The sequence below is a fragment of the Caballeronia sp. LZ065 genome, from assembly GCF_031450975.1.
Classification (GTDB): domain Bacteria; phylum Pseudomonadota; class Gammaproteobacteria; order Burkholderiales; family Burkholderiaceae; genus Caballeronia.
Genome location: NZ_JARUXV010000004.1, coordinates 1,481,280 through 1,498,816, shown reverse-complemented (window position 1 = coordinate 1,498,816; position 17,537 = coordinate 1,481,280). Strand labels below are relative to the sequence as shown.

Here is a 17,537-nt window from a genome sequence, read left to right as displayed (position 1 = left end):
CCCGGCCTCAATGGATGAGCCACGCGCGTTTCACGGCATCGAGCACGATCGCCTCGGTGCAGGTGATGTGTCCATCCGCAACCACCGCTGTCTCGCACAGCATGAGCACCTCGCGTCTGATGCGCTCGTCGCGCACTTCCTTCGCAAGCTGTTCGACGACGCGCGCATCGACCCGGCACGCTTCGTCCCATGTCAGATATGAGGACCGTGTCAGGTCCTCGCACACCTCTCGCACGACTTCATGCAGTTCGCCCGCATGCAATCCGAGCCGTCTATAAAAGCCGCGCCGTTCGAGCGCTTCGATTTCTCTACCGCTGATATGCCCGTCCGCGATCAGCGACATCACGACGATGCGCGCCGCCGCACGCGGGCTGTCCGATGGATAGTGACGCATGGCTCAACTCCTCGATCAAAGGTCCTGAAGGAAAGGCCGCACGTGATGATTGAAGAGAACGCACCGCCTTTGCTTCGCATCGTAGAACCGCAGAATGAGCGGAAGATGAGCGCGATACTCCTACGGTATGGCCTCAGTCCCCATCGGTATTGGACGGGTGGCGCTCTGCGCTCTTACTCTCCGGCATGCCAATCACAACGGAGACTTCATGAGACCGCCTCTCGATATCGCGTCGCTGATCGACCGCGAACGCGTCCGTCCCTTCCAGTGGACGATCTTCCTGCTGTGCTTCCTGACCACCTTGTTCGACGGCTTCGATACCCAGGCCATCGCCTACACGGGCCCGGCGATCATCGCGGCATTCGGGCTCGCGCCCGGCGATCTCGCGCCGATTCTCATCGCGGGCACGCTCGGCATGACTCTCGGCGCGATGACGCTCGGGCTGCTCGGCGACCGCGTCGGAAGGCGTCCCGCGCTGCTTGGCGGCGTCGCGCTATTCAGCCTCGCTTCGCTTGCGACGGCCTTCGCGAGCGACACCGCGCAGATCCTCTCGCTGCGCTTCATCGCCGGGCTTGGCATGGGCGGCTGCACGCCGGTCCTGCTCGCGCTCGCGGCCGAATACGGACCGGCGCGGCATCGCGGCGCCATCATGACCGGCGTGCTGCTTGGACTTCCTGCGGGCGCGATGCTCGGCGGCCTGCTCGCCGCGCGCATGCTGCCCGTGATCGGCTGGCAGGGCGTGTTCGTCGCGGGCGGCGCGGCGCCGCTCGTGTTGCTCGTATTGCTCTGGTTCGTGCTGCCCGAATCGCTTCACTTTCTTGTGACGCGTTCGCGCGACGATCATCGCGCTGTTCGTGCGGTGCTGGCGCGCATCGTGTCGCAACCGCTTGCTCCTGATGCGCGCTTCGCCGTGCATGAAGCCGCCGCGCGGGCGAGCGTCGGCGCGCTGTTCCGCGAAGGCAACGCGCGCAACACCGTGGCGATCTGGGCCGTGTACTGCTTCAACTGGATCGCGTGGTTCATGTTCCTTTCGTGGCTGCCCACCGTGCTGAAGGCCGCCGGCCTGCCCGCCGCACAAGCGCCGCTCGGCACGGTCGTGGTGAACGCGGTGTTCATCCTCTGCGCGATTCCACTCTCCATCGCGCTGCCGAAAATCAGCACGCGGCGCCTGTTGATCGCGCTACTGGCGTTGGGCATTGCCATTGCACTCGGCCTGGCTTATGCGGGTACGTCGTGGGGATGGGTGTTCGCGCTCGCGGGCGCGGCGGGGCTTGGCATCGGCGGACAGCAGATCGCGCTGAACTATCTGGTGGTCAGCGCCTATCCGACGACCCTGCGTGCCACCGCCACCGGCTGGGCCATCGGCATGGGGCGAGTGGGGGCGATCGTGGGCTCGGCGGTCGGCGGCATGTTTCTCAACCTGGGCGGACCGAGCGGCTTCTATCTCGTGCTCGCTGTGCCGCTTGCGGCCGCGCTGCTCGCGGTGATCGCGATCCGCACCGGCGAAGGCCAGGCCGATCCGTCGATGGCGGCGGCGCATTGAGGTACTGTTGGCTGAGGCCGCACAGGCTGATTGAATGAGTTGGGTCGCATGGAACAGCCCATCCTCTCGGCTTGAGACGTGAGCCTTGCCACGCAAGGCTCACGCTCCCTCTGCGACGATTGGCACGCCGCATGCATGAGAGATCGCGTCACATCGCGGCTGCCTGCCACTGACGCGATGCGACCGGGCCGGCTGCCTTGCGCACCGGCCCGTTTTTTTTCGCTGCGCGTGCAGCGCACCACTGCATCAGAGCCCGGTTCTCGGATCGTAAGGACGCGCCGGATGATGCGCGATGTTCTCGAACTGCGGACGCATTGCATCGCTGAAGGTCTGCTTCTGCTGATTGTTCAGCGAGCCGTAGAACGTCAGCCAGGCCTTCGCCGACTGCCCGGACAAGGGCGCGTCCTGCTGCGCCGTCTTCTGGTCGAGCGCGTGCAGCGCGGAAAGATCCAGGATCGGCTGCTTCAGCAAGGCCTGCATGCGCAACTGCATCTGGTCTGCGTTCATGCGCTCGGCGGCATGACTTTCACGCATGGCATCGAGCGCGGCTTGCCATTGCACTTCCTGATCGGGCGTGAGACTCAGCTGGTCATGCAGCGTACGCAGGTTGACCGGCTGCACGTGGATGGCGGTGTCGCTTTCCGTCGGCAGCGCTTGCGCATAGACCGGCGCGGAGCCGACGCCGAGTGCAAGCGCAGTGACCACGCTCACGACGGACAGCTTGAGCAGCAATGCGGTACGCGCGCCAAGGTGCGTATGCGCGGCATGGTGTACTTGGACGGTCTGGCTCATGTCGGTTCCCCTTTTCCTCGTTCGATGTTCGGATGGAGTTGCGCGCTTTCGCTGTTGCAACCATGAGAACGAGTGTAGAGAGGGTGAATGAGCCAGGAATGAGGGCTTTGCATTGCCCCCGAAAACGCTCACCTTTGGCCGGTTTGCGGGCGGCGAAAACCCTTTAAACAAGGGGCTTTGTTCGAGCGAGTGCGCCCGATCCCGAATACCCTCACCTTTGGGCGTCTGCCGAGCGGCCGAGTATCAGATCACGTTCAACATCGACAACGCCGTTTCCTGCAACGGCTGCAGCACGCGAGCGAGCGCCGCTTCGCGCGTTTCCTTCCCGATCGGCATGTTGGCCGACAGCGCGGCAACCACTTCGCCATGACGGTTCTTCATCGGCACCGCGACGCCGCGCACACCCATCTGCAATTGCTGCTCGATCTCGACATAACCCTCGACGCGCGAATGGCGAATCTTCTCGTAGAGCTGTTCCTTGTCGGTGATCGTGAGCGGCGTGAAGGGTTTGAACTCAGTGTCGTCGAGCCATTGACGCACGGCCGCTTCCTCCCGATACGCAAGCATCGCGATGCCGCCCGACATCAACGCGGCCGGCACGCGCGCGCCGAGCACGAAGCCGGTGGTCATCACGCGCGTGGAACCGTTGCGCGCGATGATGACGAGGTCCCATTCGTCGAGCACGCTCACGTAGACCGATTCGTGGATCAGCGCGCTCAGCTGTTGCAGGTACGGCTGCACGATGCGCGGCAGACGCGCCGACTCGAAGTAGGACCAGCCCATGCGCAACACGCGCGGCGTGAGACTGAAGAGCTTGCCGTCCGTCTGCACATAGCCGAGATGCGCGAGCGTCAGCAGATAGCGGCGCGCGGCCGTGCGCGTGAGGCCCGTGCGCACGGCCGCTTGGGTCGGCGTCATGCGGGCGTGCTGATCGTCGAAGGCTTCGAGGATAGCCAAGCCCTTCTCCAGGCCCGCAATCCAATCGCGCTTGTCGAGTGCAGGTTTAGTCATGCGGACATGCTTGTTTAGTTATGGAACAACCGCTGTTTCGGACGCTGAGGGTACGCATTGGCTAGTGCTAACCCCAAAAGCGTTCGATTAACGCACACGCGCGTACGATAATCGCGCAAAATCTATCACAGAATGTTGATTGAAAGGGGTTGCGCTCTTATTCTCCAATCACTTTCAGAGCGACGCGTGTTTCAAGACTCGACTCTCCGCCGCTCGGCCAGTTTCCCAAGCTCAACTCCATAACCTATTTCGGAGACATTTCTATGGCTAGCCCGATGGAAGACGCGCACAGCGGCCGCCAGGCGAAAAAAGCGACGGCGAGCGGCTGGATCGGCTCGGCGCTCGAGTACTACGACTTTTTCATCTACGCGCAAGCGGCCGCGCTGATTTTCCCGCAGTTGTTCTTCCCGTCGGGCAATCCGAAAGTGGCGATCATCGCGTCGCTGGCGACGTACGGCGTGGGCTACGTGGCGCGTCCGATCGGCGCATTCGTGCTCGGCCATCTGGGTGACACGCACGGCCGCAAGAACGTCCTCTTGATCTGCATGTTCATGATGGGCTTCTCGACGATGGCCGTCGGCCTCCTGCCGACGTATCACCAGATCGGCATGTTCGCCCCCGCGTTGCTCGTGGTCCTCCGCCTGGTCCAGGGCTTCGCGGTGGCGGGTGAGATCTCGGGCGCCAGCTCGATGATTCTCGAACACGCGCCGTTCGGACGCCGCGGTTACTACGCGAGCTTCACGCTGCAGGGCGTGCAGGCCGGCCAGATTCTCGCGGCCGCCGTGTTCCTGCCGCTTGCCACGTTCATGCCGGAAGACATGTTCAATTCGTGGGGCTGGCGTGTGCCGTTCCTGCTGTCCGCATTCGTGCTGGTGGCCGGCTACATCATCCGGAAGGAAGTGCATGAAACGCCGGCCTTCACGTCCGAAGGCGCGCACGGCGACCTGCCGAAATCGCCGATCAAGGAAGCGTTCGCCAACAGCTCGCCCGACATGGTCCGCGTGGTCTGCATGGCGCTGATGAACGTGATCCCGGTCGTCGCCACGATCTTCGGTGCGGCCTATGCGGTGCAATCTTCGTATGGCATCGGCTTCCACAAGAGCGTGTACCTGTGGATTCCGGTGGTCGGCAACATCGTTGCGGTGCTGGTGATTCCGTTCGTCGGCAACCTGTCGGACAAGATCGGCCGACGCCCGATGATGATTGGCGGTTCCCTCGTCTCGGGCCTGCTGTCGTTCGGCTATCTGTATGCAATCAGCATTCACAACGTGCCGCTCGCGTTCCTGATGTCGCTGCTGATGTGGGGTGTCGTGTATCAAGGCTATAACGCGATCTTCCCGAGCTTCTATCCGGAACTGTTCCCGACCCGCTCGCGTGTTTCGGCCATGGCGATTGCGCAGAACATCGGCACGACCATCACGGCCCTGCTGCCGGCGCTGTTCGCCGCAGTGGCGCCGCCGGGATCGAACAACATCCCGCTGACGGTCGGCGCGATTGCGTTCGGCGTGACGATCATCGCCGCGATTGCAGCGTACTCGGCACGTGAGACGTATCGCATCCGCCTGAACGATCTGGGCAAGAAGGACGCCGTGCCGATGAGCGAACAGGAGTACGAGCGTCTGCGCGCCGACTCGATGAACGTGGAGAAGGTCGCCAAGGCGCGCCACGCTTGATACGGATTGTGCTGGAGTGATCGACGGGCCCTTGCGTTGCAGGGCCCGTTTTTTTTGCACTCAGCGCTCGATTCTCACGCCGGACAGACGCTCGCACTGTTCGATCAGCGCATCCTGCAACGCCTCGTTGCGCGCCGCCGGATCGCAGTCGCGCTCCCGCATGTGGAAGAAGTAGCGGCCTGTCACGCGCGCGGCTTCATCGTCGCTGACTGCGAGCCAGGCCTGCGTGCGATGCGCGAGATCCAGATCGTCCGGAGCCGATGCGCCGCCCATCTTCGTCGGCACCCAGCCCGGTTCGAGCGCATTCGACAACACGCTCGGCCAGTAACGCGCGACCGCGCACGCCAGCAGGACGTCCATGAACTTGCTTTCCGCATAAGCCTGCGTGCCGCGCCAGGGCCGTTGCGTCCAGGCGAGGTCGTCGAGGTTCGCGCGTGACCCGTGATGCATGCCGGAACTGAGATACACGAGACGCGCGGGCTTGTCGATCAACGCCGTCAGCACATAAGGCGCGAGCACGTTGATGGCGAAGACCTGCGGCAGTCCGTCCTCGGTTTCGACGCGACGCGGTTCGCGGTAGCCGATGCCCGCGTTATGAATCACCGCATCGAAGCGGCCAAGCGCGTTGACCTGCGCGGCGACGTCGCGCATGGCGGCGATGCCCGCAAGATCGCCGGTCACGATCGCTTCGGCTTCCGGCATGGCGGCATGTGCGTCAGCGGCGCGCGCCGCATTGCGTGCGTGCAACACGACGCGATGTCCTTCGTTGAGCAGAAGTCGCGCCGCCATGGCGCCGAGTCCGTCCGTCGATCCTGTGATGAATATGCGCGCCATGTGCTTTCTCCCTTGCTTCGGCCTTCACCGATTGAACCCGACCCATTCTGCGCGCAATCACGCGGCCTCGCGATAACATGAATGTCAGTGAGTCAATGACACGGAGGCATGAATGGCCGGCTTCAATGAACGCATGCTGAACGGCATCAGCGTGTTCGCGGCGATCGTCGATGCGGGCACCTTTGCGGCGGCGGGCGATCGCCTCGGCATGTCGCAGCCCGGCGTGAGCCGCGCCATTGCGCGGCTGGAAGCGCGCCTCAAGATCCGGCTGTTCGACCGCACCACGCGCAGCGTCGCGCTCACCGACGATGGCCGGCGCTTCTTCGAACACGTCATGCCGCATCTTGCCGGTCTCGAGGAAGCCGCAGCCATGGCCTCGGGCGGCGCGACTTCGGTGCGCGGACGCCTGCGCGTGAACGTGGATCCGATCTTCTCGCGGCTTCTGCTCGGACCGAAGCTCGATGCCTTCCTGAAGGCGCACCCGGATCTCGAACTGGAACTCATCACGAGCGACCGGCTCGGCGACATGATCGCGGACGGCTTCGACCTCGCCATCCGCTTCGGCGCACCGCGTGATTCCAGTCTGATCGGGCGCAAGCTGCTCGATACGCCGGTTCGCACGGTGGCCGCGCCTTCCTATCTAAAGCGTCGCGGTACACCCGCGACGCCGCAGTCACTCGCCGATGACGCGCACACCTGCATCGAGTTCCGCGATCCTGAAACGGGACGGCCTTTCGTGTGGGAGTTTCATCGCAAGAAGAAGCGCCTGACGGTCGAGACGCGTGGACGCCTGACCTTGAACGATCCCGGTACGATGCTGAACACGCTGTTGTCGGGCTATGGCATCGCGCAGATTCTCGCGCTCGGGCATGAACATCTGATCGAGAGCGGCAAGCTGATCGACCTGTTTCCCGACTGGCCCGACGAGCGCTTCCCGCTTTATGCGTATCATCCGTCGCGGCAGCATCCGCCGGCCAAGACCCGCGCGTTTCTCGATCTCGTCGTGGGTCTGACCGGTGCGGCCGACAGCGACGCCTAAAGCGTGACTGTCTCGCCGCTGCGCGCGCTGGCGATGATCGCCGCGAGCGTCGCCGCATTGTCCAGACTGACTTGCGCGTAATAGTCGATGGCAGCGGTGTCGTGCGTCGCAACCATGCGCGCGAAGCTTTCGGCGGCGAACAGGAAGCCGCTGCCCGTTGCCGCATGCACCGCTTCGAACGGCACCGAATTCGGAATGCCGCGCCGCACGCGCAACTGGCTCGGCAGATAGCCGGACGCATCGCCCGACGCCTGGTCGCTGGTGTGATTCAGGTACTCGGTATCGATCGTGCCCTGCGTGCCAATGATGCTTGCATAGCGGTGATTCGCGGCATCCATCGAACACGACACCTGCGCGCGCCGGCCGTCTTCATAGACGAGCGTCGCCATCAGACTGATATCGACGTTGCTGTCGGCCCACGTCGCCACGGCATCGACACGGCTCGGCGCGCTGCCCATCACGAGGCGAATCAGGCTCAGCGGATAGCTGCCTGCATCGAGCAACGCGCCGCCGCCGAGCTCGGGCTTCATGCGGATGTTCGCGCCCGGATTGCCCACCGTGAAGCCGAAGCACGCCTGAATGGCGCGCACCTCGCCAACCGCGCCCTCGCCGATCAGCGACATCATCGCGGCCGTCTGCGGCTGGAAGTAGAACGGAAAGGCCTCGAGCAGCATCACGCCGTTGCGGTCGGCGGCGTCGAACATGCGTGCGGCTTCATCGCGATCGAGCGCGAGCGGCTTTTCGCACAGGATGTGCTTGCCGTGATTCGCGGCCTTGATTGCCCATTCGGCATGCAGGCTGTTCGGCAAGGGAAGATAGATGGCGTCGATGTCAGGGCTGGCGAGCATGGCGTCATAGCTGCCGAACCACGCATCGATATGGTTGGCTTCGGCGAACGCCTTCGCAGTCGCATCGCTGCGGCTCGCGACGGCGACGACGCGCACGGTCTGGCTCGGCCGGACGTCGCGCGTGAACTGACGCGCGATGTTCGCGCCGCCGAGAACGCCAACACGCAACACGGAGGAAGTCGATTGAGATGACACAGCGGGCTCTCCTTATTTGTACGGTTTAGTACACGCCCGGCAACGTTATCACAATCGAGGGCGCCTCAGGGCGCGCAGGCGTCGGGGCGAAGCTTTGTGCCCCGACGCTCCGGCGGTACATGGCAATTGTCCACGCGTTGCTCGTCGCTGGCCTTGTCGCCGAGCCGCTCCTTGAGCGTTTTGGGTTCGGTTGCCGAAGCCGCGACAGGCGCCGATGCTTGCGTCGCATGCGCCACGCCGTTCGAAGCAATGCACAGGCAAAGGAAAAGTGTAATGGGCTTCATCATCGACGTGCTCCTGAAGCGAGGCTAAGCAGCATCGCGCTTGCGCAGCACGGACGCACGCCGATTCTTGCGCTCTCTTCCGCGCATGTAATCCACAGACAATAGATTGCCCTCAAGGTGAGCGTTTTCGGGAACCATGCCAAAACGTCGATGACTTGCGAAAGTTGCACTTCGCAACTAATATCCCGCTACGCAGAACCAGTCGCGTGATCGACGGAGCAAGCATGGATATCATCGATACACCCCTTCAGCCGCGCGCCCAGACCATACTCGAACTGCGCGAATTCTCACGCAAGCTCGTGCGCGAACTGGGCTTCATGCGTCATACGCTCGCCGACAGCGGCCTCGCGCCTTCGGCGGTACACGCGATCATCGAGATCGGTGCGAAGCCCGGCATCCAGGCGCGGGATCTCGCCAGCATTCTCCGTCTCGACAAGTCGAATGCGAGCCGCCAGATCGCGCGGCTCGAAGCGGCCGAACTCGTGACGCGTCAGACATCGAGCGACGACGCCCGCTCGTCCGAGCTCTACCTCACCGCGGCAGGACAGAAACTGCGCCGCAAGATCGACAAGTTCGCAACCAACCAGGTCTCCGATGCCTTGCGCCGCCTCGTGCCTGAAGATCAGCAAACGCTGGTGCGTTCCCTCGCGCTGTATGCAGACGCTCTCGCGCAAGGTCACGAGCGCACGCGCACAGCCACGCCGCCTGCGAGCAGCGCGCGTTTCGTTGACGGTTATCGGCCCGGCTGCATCGGCGATATCGCCAGCCTGCACGCGCGCTTCTATGCGCATCATGCGGGCTTCGGGGTGTACTTCGAGCGCAAGGTCGCCACGGAACTCGCCGCGTTCGCCGAAAGCCTGCCGGCGCCAGGCCGCGCCTTGTGGCTCGTGATGGAAGGTGAACGCACGCTCGGCTCGCTCGCCATCGACGGCGATCTGGAGAAGCGCGTCGCGCATCTGCGCTGGTTCATCGTCGACGGCAGCTTGCGCGGCAGCGGCATGGGCCGGGAGCTCATGTCGCGGGCGATGACCTTCGTCGATGCGCATTACGACGAAACCTGTCTCTGGACCTTCAAGAGCCTCGACGCCGCGCGTCATCTGTACGAGTCGTTCGGCTTCACGCTGGCGGAAGAGGCCGAAGGCACGCAATGGGGCGCCACGGTGACCGAGCAGCGCTTCAAGCGGCGCCCGACGTCACCGGCCTGAGTGAGTTCAACGCCTGACGGCGCGCGACGTCGGCCCCAGACGTTGCGCGAAGCGCCGCGCGCATTCGATGCCGAACGGCGTGGGCTTCGCGCCGCGATCGAAGGCCACGTCGAAGCCCATGCGCCATGCGGCGATGCGCTTGCCGTAACAGGTGAGCGTTTCCAGGGACTGCATCACGAAGACGATCTCGGGAAGCACTTCCGCATAGCGTGCTTCGGCTTCCTGCTCTCGGCCTTCGACAAACGCGGTGTGAATCGCGACCTGATGATCGAACGCATCCGGCGCTACGATCAGGCCATCGCACCCCGCGCGGAGATTGTCGATGAGTTCCTGGCCGCCCCGGCCATTGAACACGGACAGCGTCTGGCCGAGTGCGTGCAGATGCTCGATGGTCGCGCGTATCGTCACGGCGGGACCTTCGCCCTTGAGCAGACGGAAGCCCGGCCGCTCGCCGGCCAGTTGCGCGAGCGCTTGCGGCGACAGACCCACGCCGAGATATTCCGGCGCGTTCTGGATGCCCGCCTGAGCGCCCGTGCGTTCGAGCACGGCCGCGAAGAAGTCGTAGTAGAACGACTCGGGTTCGCCGCGCTTCGAAGGCGGCTGGAGAATCAGCCAGGACGCGCCACGTTCGAGCGCATGATCGGCGAGCGCGGCTTGCGCAGCGACGCTGTCGCCGGAAATCGTCACCGCGAGCGGCACGCGGCCGGCGATGTGCGCGGCGCACACATCGATCATCACGCGCTTTTCTTCGTCCGACAGACGATTCACTTCAGTCGCCAGTCCAAGCGTCACGATGGCCGGCGCGCCGGCTGCAAGCGTCGCGTCGATCTGCATGCGCGTGGCAAGCGTGTCGAGCTGGTTCGACGCATCGAAATAGGCGTAGAGCACCGGCCACATGCCGGGCGGAGGCAACGGTTGTGCGGACATCGGTCACCCTCCGCTCAATGCGAGTCGCGCGGCACCGGCGCGCCACTCGAACCAACGAGAAAGTCCAGGTCCGCGCCCTGGTCCGCCTGCAACACGTGTTCGACATAGAGACGGTAATAGCCGCGTCGCGGCAGTTCAGGCGCTTGCCATGCGGCGCGGCGTCTCGCCAGTTCCTCGTCCGATACATCGAGATGCAGTCGCCGCGCCGGCACGTCGAGTTCGATCATGTCGCCGGTTTGCACCAGCGCGAGCGGCCCGCCTGCCGCCGCCTCGGGCGACACGTGCAGCACCACCGCGCCGTAGGCCGTGCCGCTCATGCGGCCATCCGAGATGCGGACCATGTCCGTGATGCCCTTCTGCAGCACCTTGCGCGGCAGCGGCATGTTGCCCACTTCCGCGAAGCCCGGATAGCCCTTCGGCCCCGCGCCCTTCAACACCATGATGCAATGCTCGTCGATGTCGAGCGCGTCGTCGTCCACCTTCGCGTGCAATTCCTCGACGTTCTCGAACACCACGGCGCGGCCGCGATGTTTCAACAGCGACTGCGTTGCCGCCGAAGGCTTGATCACCGCGCCGTTCGGCGCAAGATTGCCCTTCAGCACCGCTATGCCCGCATGCGGCTTGAACGGCTGGGCGAACGTCGTGATGACCTTTTCGTCGTAGTTCGGCGCGTCGCTGACGTTGTCCCAGATCGTGCGGCCGTTCACTGTGAGGGCTTCGCGATGCAGCAGCCCCTGCTCGCCCATTTGACGCAGCACCGCGGGCAATCCGCCCGCGTAGTAGAAGTCTTCCATCAGGAACTCGCCCGATGGCTGGAGGTTCACGAGACACGGCACCTCACTGCCAAGCTCCCAGTCTTCGAGCGTCAGTTCAACACCGATGCGCTTCGCCAGTGCGATCAGATGCACGACCGCATTCGTCGAACCGCCGATGGCCGCATTGGTGCGAATGGCGTTCTCGAAAGCTTCGCGCGTGAGGATGCGGTCCATCGTGAGATCGTCCCTCACCATGTCCACGATGCGCCGCCCCGCCATGTGAGCCAGCACTTGCCGGCGAGCGTCGACGGCGGGAATCGCCGCGTTGTGCGGCAAGCCCATGCCGAGCGATTCGACCATCGAGGCCATCGTCGATGCCGTGCCCATCGTCATGCAGTGGCCGCGCGAGCGGTTCATGCACGACTCGGCGTCGACGAACTCTTCCTGCGTCATCCGGCCCGCGCGCACTTCCTCCGACATCTGCCACACGCCGGTGCCGGAGCCGATCGTGCCGCCGCGAAAGCGTCCGTTGAGCATCGGTCCGCCCGACACGGCGAGCGCCGGCAGATTGCATGAAGCGGCGCCCATCAGCAGCGCGGGCGTGGTCTTGTCGCAGCCGACCAGCAGAATGACGCCATCGATGGGATTGCCGCGAATCGATTCCTCGACGTCCATCGACGCGAGATTGCGAAACAGCATGGCCGTGGGCCGCAGATTGGATTCGCCGAGCGACATCACCGGAAACTCCAGCGGCAAGCCGCCCGCCTCCCGCACACCGCGCTTCACGTAGTCGGCCAGCTCACGGAAGTGCGCGTTGCAGGGCGTCAGTTCGGACCATGTGTTGCAGATGCCGATCACCGGACGGCCATCGAATTCGTCGTGCGGAATGCCCTGGTTCTTCATCCATGAACGATGGATGAATGCGTCCTTGTCGTTGCCGCCGAACCAGCTTTGCGAACGAAGCTTGCGCATTGGATGTCCCCTGTTCTTGTCGGTCTGCTTCATTGACCTGGTTCAGGATGTGGGGTCCAGCATCAAGGGCTTGCGTGCGCCGGACAGGTCGAGTTATACACCTCGTTCGCCTGTCCGGTCCGGATTGCGGCACGACGATCCAGGTTCAGTCGAGCGTCTCCTGCGAGCGCTCGCGCATGCAGGCCACGGCGATCACGGAGAGCACGCCGCAGCCCATCACATACCATGCAGGCGCCATCACGTTCTTCGTGATGACGATCAGCGATGTCACGAAGAACTGCGCAAAGCCGCCAAAGATCGCGACGCCGAGGCTGTAGACAATGGCCGCGCCCGTTGCGCGCACGGAACGCGGGAAGAGTTCGCCGAGCATCGCGCCGGTCGGGCCGACATTGAGCGAATGCACGATGGACAGCACCGTGACCACGGCGAGCAAGGTGCCGGTGGTCGGCACTTTGTTGAGCAGCAGAAAGGCCGGCCAGATCGCAATCATCAACACGATGCGGGTAACTTGAGCAAGCCGGTTGCGGCCGATGCGGTCCGACAGATAGCCGCCGATCGGCGCGACGACGAACAGAATCGCGCCCGACACGCAGCCCGACAGCATCGACGTCCAGCCCGGCAGGCCGAGCGTCTTCACGCCGTAGATGGACAGATAGAACACGATGATGAAGTGCGCCGCCGTGCCGCCGATGGTCAGGCCCAGGCCATTGAGCACCGCGCGGCGATGTTCGCGCAACACCGTCACGAGCGGAAGCTTCGCCGCTTTCGGCGCGGCGTCCGGGGTGTCGCGGGGCGCTTCTTCCATCGTGCGGCGCAGCCACCAGCCGACCGGCACGATCGCCGTGCCGATGATGAACGGCACGCGCCAGCCCCAGCTTTCGAGCTGCGCCGGGGTCAGCAAGGCCGTGAGCGCCACGCCGGTCAATGCACCCGCGAGCGCCGACAAACCCTGGCTGGCGAACTGCCACGACGCATAGAAGCCGCGCCGGTTGGCGGGCGCCTGTTCGAGCAGCAGCGTCGTGGATGCGCCCACTTCGCCACCCGCCGAAAATCCCTGGATCAGCCGCGCCAGCACGAGGATGAGCGGCGCGGCGAGGCCGGCCTGCGCGAAGGTCGGCGCGACCGCGATCATCGCGGTACCGAGCGCCATCAGGCCGAGCGTCAGCAGCATTGCTTTCTTGCGTCCGGCGCGATCCGCATACATGCCGATCAGCAAGCCGCCGACGGGACGCGTGAAGAAGCCCACGCCGAAGCTCGCCACCGCCAGCAGCAACTGGCCGACTGGATCGTGAACCGGAAAGAACAGCTTGCCGATGACGAGCGCGAAGAACGCATAGACCGTGAAATCGTAGAACTCGAGCGCGTTGCCGACAGCCGCCGCCGCAACGAGGCGCGCGCGCGCCGCCCGGCTGGCGGAGGCCGGAGCAATGGATGAGGAAGTGGCGCTGGCCAGTGTGGACGTATTCATCATGAGTTCCGGGGGGTCGGACCGAAGGTCAGTCGGCGAGCCAGGCTTCGGCCAGGCGCACCCAGTAGCTCGCGCCGGTCGCGAGGATGTCGTCGTTGAAGTCATAGCCCGGGTTATGGACCATGCAGCCGCCCTTCGACCCGACGCCATTGCCGATCCATGCATACGCGCCCGGGCACGCTTCGAGCATGAAGGCGAAGTCCTCGCTGCCCATCAACGGCTTCGCGGCCGGCTCGACGCGTTGGGCGCCGAGCATTTGTACCGCGACCTCGGTGGCGAAGGCCGTGGGTCCTTCGTGATTCACCAGCACGGGATAGCCGAGTTCGTAGTCGATCTCGGCCGTGCAGCCATAGGCCTGCGCCTGCGCATGGACGAGCGCAGTGATGCGTTCCTGGAGCAGCGCGCGCACGCCTGCATCGAGCGCGCGTACCGAGAGCTTCAGGAGCGCGGTTTCGGGAATCACATTGTTGGCTTCGCCCGCCTGCACGCTGCCCACCGAGACCACCGCGGGCTTCTGCGCATCCACTTCGCGCGCCACGATGCTGTTGAGGCCCAGCATGATCGAGGCGACGGCCGGCATCGGATCGCGCGCTGCATGCGGCATCGCGCCATGGCCGCCGACGCCACGCACCACAATGTTCACGCGATCCGACGACGCCATGCCCGGACCCGGTGTAAAGAACATGTCGCCTGCGGGCAGACCGGGCATGTTGTGCAGACCGAACACGGCATCGCACGGGAATTGTTCGAAGAGTCCGTCTTCGAGCATGGCGCGCGCGCCCGCCTCGCCTTCCTCGGCGGGCTGGAAGATCACGATCAGCGTGCCCGAGAACTGGCGGCTCTCGGCAAGATAGCGGGCGGCGCACAGCAGCATGGCGGTGTGGCCGTCGTGTCCGCATGCGTGCATCGTGCGGGCGTGCTGGCTCGTGTACGGCAGCCCGGTGGCTTCCTCGATCGGCAAGGCATCCATGTCCGCGCGCAAGCCAATGCGCTTGCCGCCCTCGCCCTGCTTCAACACGCCGACGACGCCCGTCCGGCCCAGACCGCGATGGACCTTGTAGCCCCATTGCGCGAGCAGCCCGGCCACGAGTTCGCTGGTCCGGGTTTCTTCGAAGGCCAGTTCCGGATGCGCGTGGATGCGCCGGCGTACGTCGACAAATTCCTGCGCGATGGCCGCGATGCCGGGAATGATGGGTTCGACTGACAACATGAAGGCTCCTCCTTGCTCGATGCGATTCGACATGCGTCAAGCATATAAAGACGAAAAGCCAACTAAAAGACGGTAAATTGAATGCGTGATTACCGGTAGTTGTCGGTGCTAACCCTAGGGTGTCGCTCATGAGCATGAAGTACCACCAGCTGCGCGCGTTCCTGACCACCGCCGAGCAAGGCAGCATTCGGGCGGCGGCGCGCACTCTGCATTTGTCTCAGGCGGCGCTGACGAAGGCCATCAAGGAACTGGAACAGGAGTTGGGCGTGGCGCTCGTGCTGCGCACCGCGCGCGGCGTGCAGCTGACCGCGTTCGGTCAACAGTTGCGGGTGCGCGCTCATCTGATCGTGAGCGAGATGCGTCGTGCCGAAGACGACATCGCGCAGATGAAAGGTGCCGGCGCGGGCAGCGTCAGCGCCGCCGTCACGCCGACTGCCGCGCTCTCGATCCTGCCGCAAGCGTACCGGGCGTTCAGGCGGCAGATGCCGGATGCGCGTGTGAGTTTTATCGAGGGCTTTCCCGGCGTGGCGATGCCGCGTCTGCGCGACGGTTCGCTCGACTTCGTGGTGGCGGTGGTCGTGCCGGAGCATCTCGCACCGGAGTTCGATCACATCGAGCTGTACGAGAGCCGCTCGGCGATCGTCGGACGCGCGGATCATCCGCTGCGTCATGCCACGTCGCTCGCGGAACTCTCAGAGGCCGAATGGCTCCTGAATCCGTCGCCCGAAAGCTCGACGCAGGCGCTGCTCGATGCCTATGCGAAGCGCGGGCTCGCCGTGCCGCGACGCGTGATCGAATGTCCGAGCTTCATCATCGCGCATGGGCTGTTGCGTGGATCGGATGCGGTGGCGTCGATGCCCGCAGGCTTGCTCGATCATCCATGGGCGCGTGAAGGGCTCGCGGTGTTTCCGGTGGCGGATCCGTTGCCGGCAGTATCGGTGCGGGTGATTACGCGGCGCGACAGTCCGCTGACGCCGGCCGCGACGATGTTGGTCGAATGTTTGAGGGATGCCGCACGGGTGGTGTGAGCGAACGGGTTCGGTCGTTCAGAATTTCACGCGCAGCATGAAGCCGAGCGTGAACGGAAGATCGCTCGATGGAATGGGCGGAATCAGGATGATGTTGGCGCCAACCCGCTTGTATTCGAACATGATCAGCGGCGCGGCCACGGGACCGACCGTGTGGTTATGGCCGATGCCGTAGCTGCCGTAGTCGTAGCCGGAGATCAGTCCGGCCATGACCGCGAGGCGCACATACTGCCAGTGCAGGAAATCCGGCCCCCAGACACCGCCGCCATAGAAAGACGGCTTCGACAACGAATTGCGGAAGTAGCCGCCCGTCACCGCCCATTGCGGCGCGACCCAGCATTCAACGCCGATACCCGGGTTGAACTGCTCGAAATCCTTGTCGGGATCAACGTGATGCGACGCGATCATCGCATCCGCCCAGAGGCCGTCACCGCAGAGGCTTGCATGCGCTGCGCATGTCCAGCCGGACGCCAGCAGTGCGGCAATGGTCAACAACACGGAATGAAACGATCGCAGCCAGGGTAACGACAGACGCATAGATTCTCCGCCATCGCGCGGCAGCGACGGCGCCTTTTTCAAGAGAGAGGGCGAGGCGAACTCTACCGGATCGCGTCATTATCGTGTGGACGCGCGAAATCGACGTGACGGCTGGCATGGGTTTCCGAGGCTTCCGGCGCGATCTTCCAGTTCGTATTTTCCGTATTCGAGGGAGTGAGCGATGAAAATTTTCAAGACGCTGGTTTCAATCTGTCTTGTCGCGTCGATGGTGGCCTGCACGCCGTTGCAGGTGGTCACGCATCATGTGTCATCGAGCGAATCGAGCGTTCCGCCAGGACACTATCAACTCGATGCGCATCACTGGAATGTGAGTTTCGACGTTGATCATCTTCATTATTCACGCTTCGTCATTCGATTCGACAAGGCAACGGCGCAACTCGACTGGAATGCGGACGGATTGTCCGGCAGTTCCGTGCGAGCGACCATCGATGCATCGAGTGTCAATACGAATGTGCCGCTGCTGGACCGCATGCTGAAGGGAGCGGATATGTTCGACGTCGAGCGCTATCCGGATATCGTATTTGTCAGTACGGGCTTCCAGCGCACCGGTGACGACAAAGGCACGCTGACGGGCGATCTGACCATCCGCGGTACGACGCGGCCGGTCAGCCTGAACGTCACCTTCAACGGTCACGCGGTGGATCCGCTCACGAAGCTGGAAACACTGGGCTTCTCGGCCGACGGACACTTCAACCGTTCGCAGTTCGGACTGACGACGTGGTATCCGGCAGTCGGCGACGATGTGCACGTCGCCATTCAGGCCGAGTTTTCGAAGCCGCGCGCGGACTCGGCGCAGTGAGG

General features: G+C 64.1%; 17 protein-coding genes. 6 read left to right on the top strand and 11 right to left on the bottom strand.

The window, feature by feature from the left end:
• Positions 1-7 precede the first annotated feature (7 nt).
• Positions 8-394, bottom strand: coding sequence for a TerB family tellurite resistance protein (locus QCE63_RS33410; protein WP_309839158.1), 387 nt, complete (start codon positions 392-394; stop codon positions 8-10).
• A gap of 208 nt (positions 395-602) precedes the next feature.
• Here QCE63_RS33410 and QCE63_RS33405 point away from each other — a divergent pair, with 208 nt between their 5' ends.
• Positions 603-1,937 carry an MFS transporter gene (locus tag QCE63_RS33405; RefSeq protein WP_309839157.1) on the top strand — a complete coding sequence of 445 codons (1,335 nt, stop codon included), beginning with the start codon at positions 603-605 and terminating at the stop codon, positions 1,935-1,937.
• A gap of 246 nt (positions 1,938-2,183) precedes the next feature.
• Here the strand turns inward: QCE63_RS33405 and QCE63_RS33400 are convergent, their stop codons facing one another.
• Both QCE63_RS33400 and QCE63_RS33395 read right to left on the bottom strand, forming a co-directional pair.
• Positions 2,184-2,729, bottom strand: a complete 546-nt coding sequence (locus QCE63_RS33400; protein ID WP_309839155.1) for a periplasmic heavy metal sensor — start codon at positions 2,727-2,729, stop codon at positions 2,184-2,186.
• Positions 2,730-2,972: 243 nt separating this feature from the next.
• Positions 2,973-3,740, bottom strand: a complete 768-nt coding sequence (locus QCE63_RS33395) for an IclR family transcriptional regulator C-terminal domain-containing protein (protein WP_309819041.1) — start codon at positions 3,738-3,740, stop codon at positions 2,973-2,975.
• A gap of 263 nt (positions 3,741-4,003) precedes the next feature.
• Between QCE63_RS33395 and QCE63_RS33390 the strand changes: the two genes are divergently transcribed.
• On the top strand, positions 4,004-5,413 hold the full coding sequence (locus QCE63_RS33390; protein ID WP_309839153.1) for an MFS transporter: 1,410 nt from the start codon (positions 4,004-4,006) through the stop codon (positions 5,411-5,413).
• A 60-nt stretch (positions 5,414-5,473) separates the two neighbouring features.
• Here the strand turns inward: QCE63_RS33390 and QCE63_RS33385 are convergent, their stop codons facing one another.
• On the bottom strand, positions 5,474-6,247 hold the full coding sequence (locus QCE63_RS33385) for an SDR family NAD(P)-dependent oxidoreductase (protein ID WP_309839152.1): 774 nt from the start codon (positions 6,245-6,247) through the stop codon (positions 5,474-5,476).
• Between the two features lie 112 nt (positions 6,248-6,359).
• Between QCE63_RS33385 and QCE63_RS33380 the strand changes: the two genes are divergently transcribed.
• On the top strand, positions 6,360-7,286 hold the full coding sequence (locus QCE63_RS33380) for a LysR family transcriptional regulator (protein ID WP_309839150.1): 927 nt from the start codon (positions 6,360-6,362) through the stop codon (positions 7,284-7,286).
• Here the strand turns inward: QCE63_RS33380 and QCE63_RS33375 are convergent.
• Together QCE63_RS33375 and QCE63_RS33370 are read right to left on the bottom strand one after the other, a co-directional pair.
• Positions 7,283-8,329 (bottom strand): Gfo/Idh/MocA family oxidoreductase, encoded by a 1,047-nt coding sequence (locus QCE63_RS33375; RefSeq protein ID WP_309839148.1) that lies wholly within the window; start codon positions 8,327-8,329, stop codon positions 7,283-7,285. The genes QCE63_RS33380 and QCE63_RS33375 overlap by 4 nt on opposite strands.
• 65 nt (positions 8,330-8,394) lie before the next feature.
• Complete coding sequence (locus tag QCE63_RS33370; RefSeq protein ID WP_309839147.1) at positions 8,395-8,616, bottom strand: hypothetical protein; 222 nt, start codon at positions 8,614-8,616, stop codon at positions 8,395-8,397.
• Between the two features lie 221 nt (positions 8,617-8,837).
• On the opposite strand from QCE63_RS33370, the gene QCE63_RS33365 reads away from it, so the two are divergent.
• Positions 8,838-9,818, top strand: coding sequence for a bifunctional helix-turn-helix transcriptional regulator/GNAT family N-acetyltransferase (locus QCE63_RS33365; RefSeq protein WP_309839145.1), 981 nt, complete (start codon positions 8,838-8,840; stop codon positions 9,816-9,818).
• A gap of 6 nt (positions 9,819-9,824) precedes the next feature.
• Here the strand turns inward: QCE63_RS33365 and QCE63_RS33360 are convergent, their stop codons facing one another.
• The 4 genes from QCE63_RS33360 to QCE63_RS33345 form a co-directional block, all read right to left on the bottom strand.
• The gene (locus tag QCE63_RS33360; protein WP_309839143.1) at positions 9,825-10,745 is read right to left on the bottom strand and encodes a dihydrodipicolinate synthase family protein; all 921 of its coding nucleotides are present in this window, start codon (positions 10,743-10,745) and stop codon (positions 9,825-9,827) included.
• Between the two features lie 14 nt (positions 10,746-10,759).
• The gene (locus QCE63_RS33355; RefSeq protein ID WP_309839142.1) at positions 10,760-12,472 is read right to left on the bottom strand and encodes an IlvD/Edd family dehydratase; all 1,713 of its coding nucleotides are present in this window, start codon (positions 12,470-12,472) and stop codon (positions 10,760-10,762) included.
• A 145-nt stretch (positions 12,473-12,617) separates the two neighbouring features.
• Positions 12,618-13,940, bottom strand: coding sequence for an MFS transporter (locus QCE63_RS33350; protein ID WP_309839140.1), 1,323 nt, complete (start codon positions 13,938-13,940; stop codon positions 12,618-12,620).
• Positions 13,941-13,968: 28 nt separating this feature from the next.
• Positions 13,969-15,150, bottom strand: a complete 1,182-nt coding sequence (locus QCE63_RS33345) for a M20 aminoacylase family protein (RefSeq protein WP_309839138.1) — start codon at positions 15,148-15,150, stop codon at positions 13,969-13,971.
• Between the two features lie 134 nt (positions 15,151-15,284).
• Between QCE63_RS33345 and QCE63_RS33340 the strand changes: the two genes are divergently transcribed.
• A complete protein-coding gene (locus tag QCE63_RS33340; RefSeq protein ID WP_309839381.1) occupies positions 15,285-16,178 on the top strand; it encodes a LysR substrate-binding domain-containing protein in 894 nt (297 codons plus the stop codon).
• Positions 16,179-16,196: 18 nt separating this feature from the next.
• Here QCE63_RS33340 and QCE63_RS33335 read toward each other — a convergent pair whose 3' ends face one another.
• Positions 16,197-16,715: a hypothetical protein gene (locus tag QCE63_RS33335; RefSeq protein ID WP_309839136.1), complete on the bottom strand. Its 519-nt coding sequence runs from the start codon at positions 16,713-16,715 to the stop codon at positions 16,197-16,199.
• A 181-nt stretch (positions 16,716-16,896) separates the two neighbouring features.
• On the opposite strand from QCE63_RS33335, the gene QCE63_RS33330 reads away from it, so the two are divergent.
• Positions 16,897-17,535 (top strand): YceI family protein, encoded by a 639-nt coding sequence (locus QCE63_RS33330; protein WP_309839134.1) that lies wholly within the window; start codon positions 16,897-16,899, stop codon positions 17,533-17,535.
• Positions 17,536-17,537 lie beyond the last annotated feature (2 nt).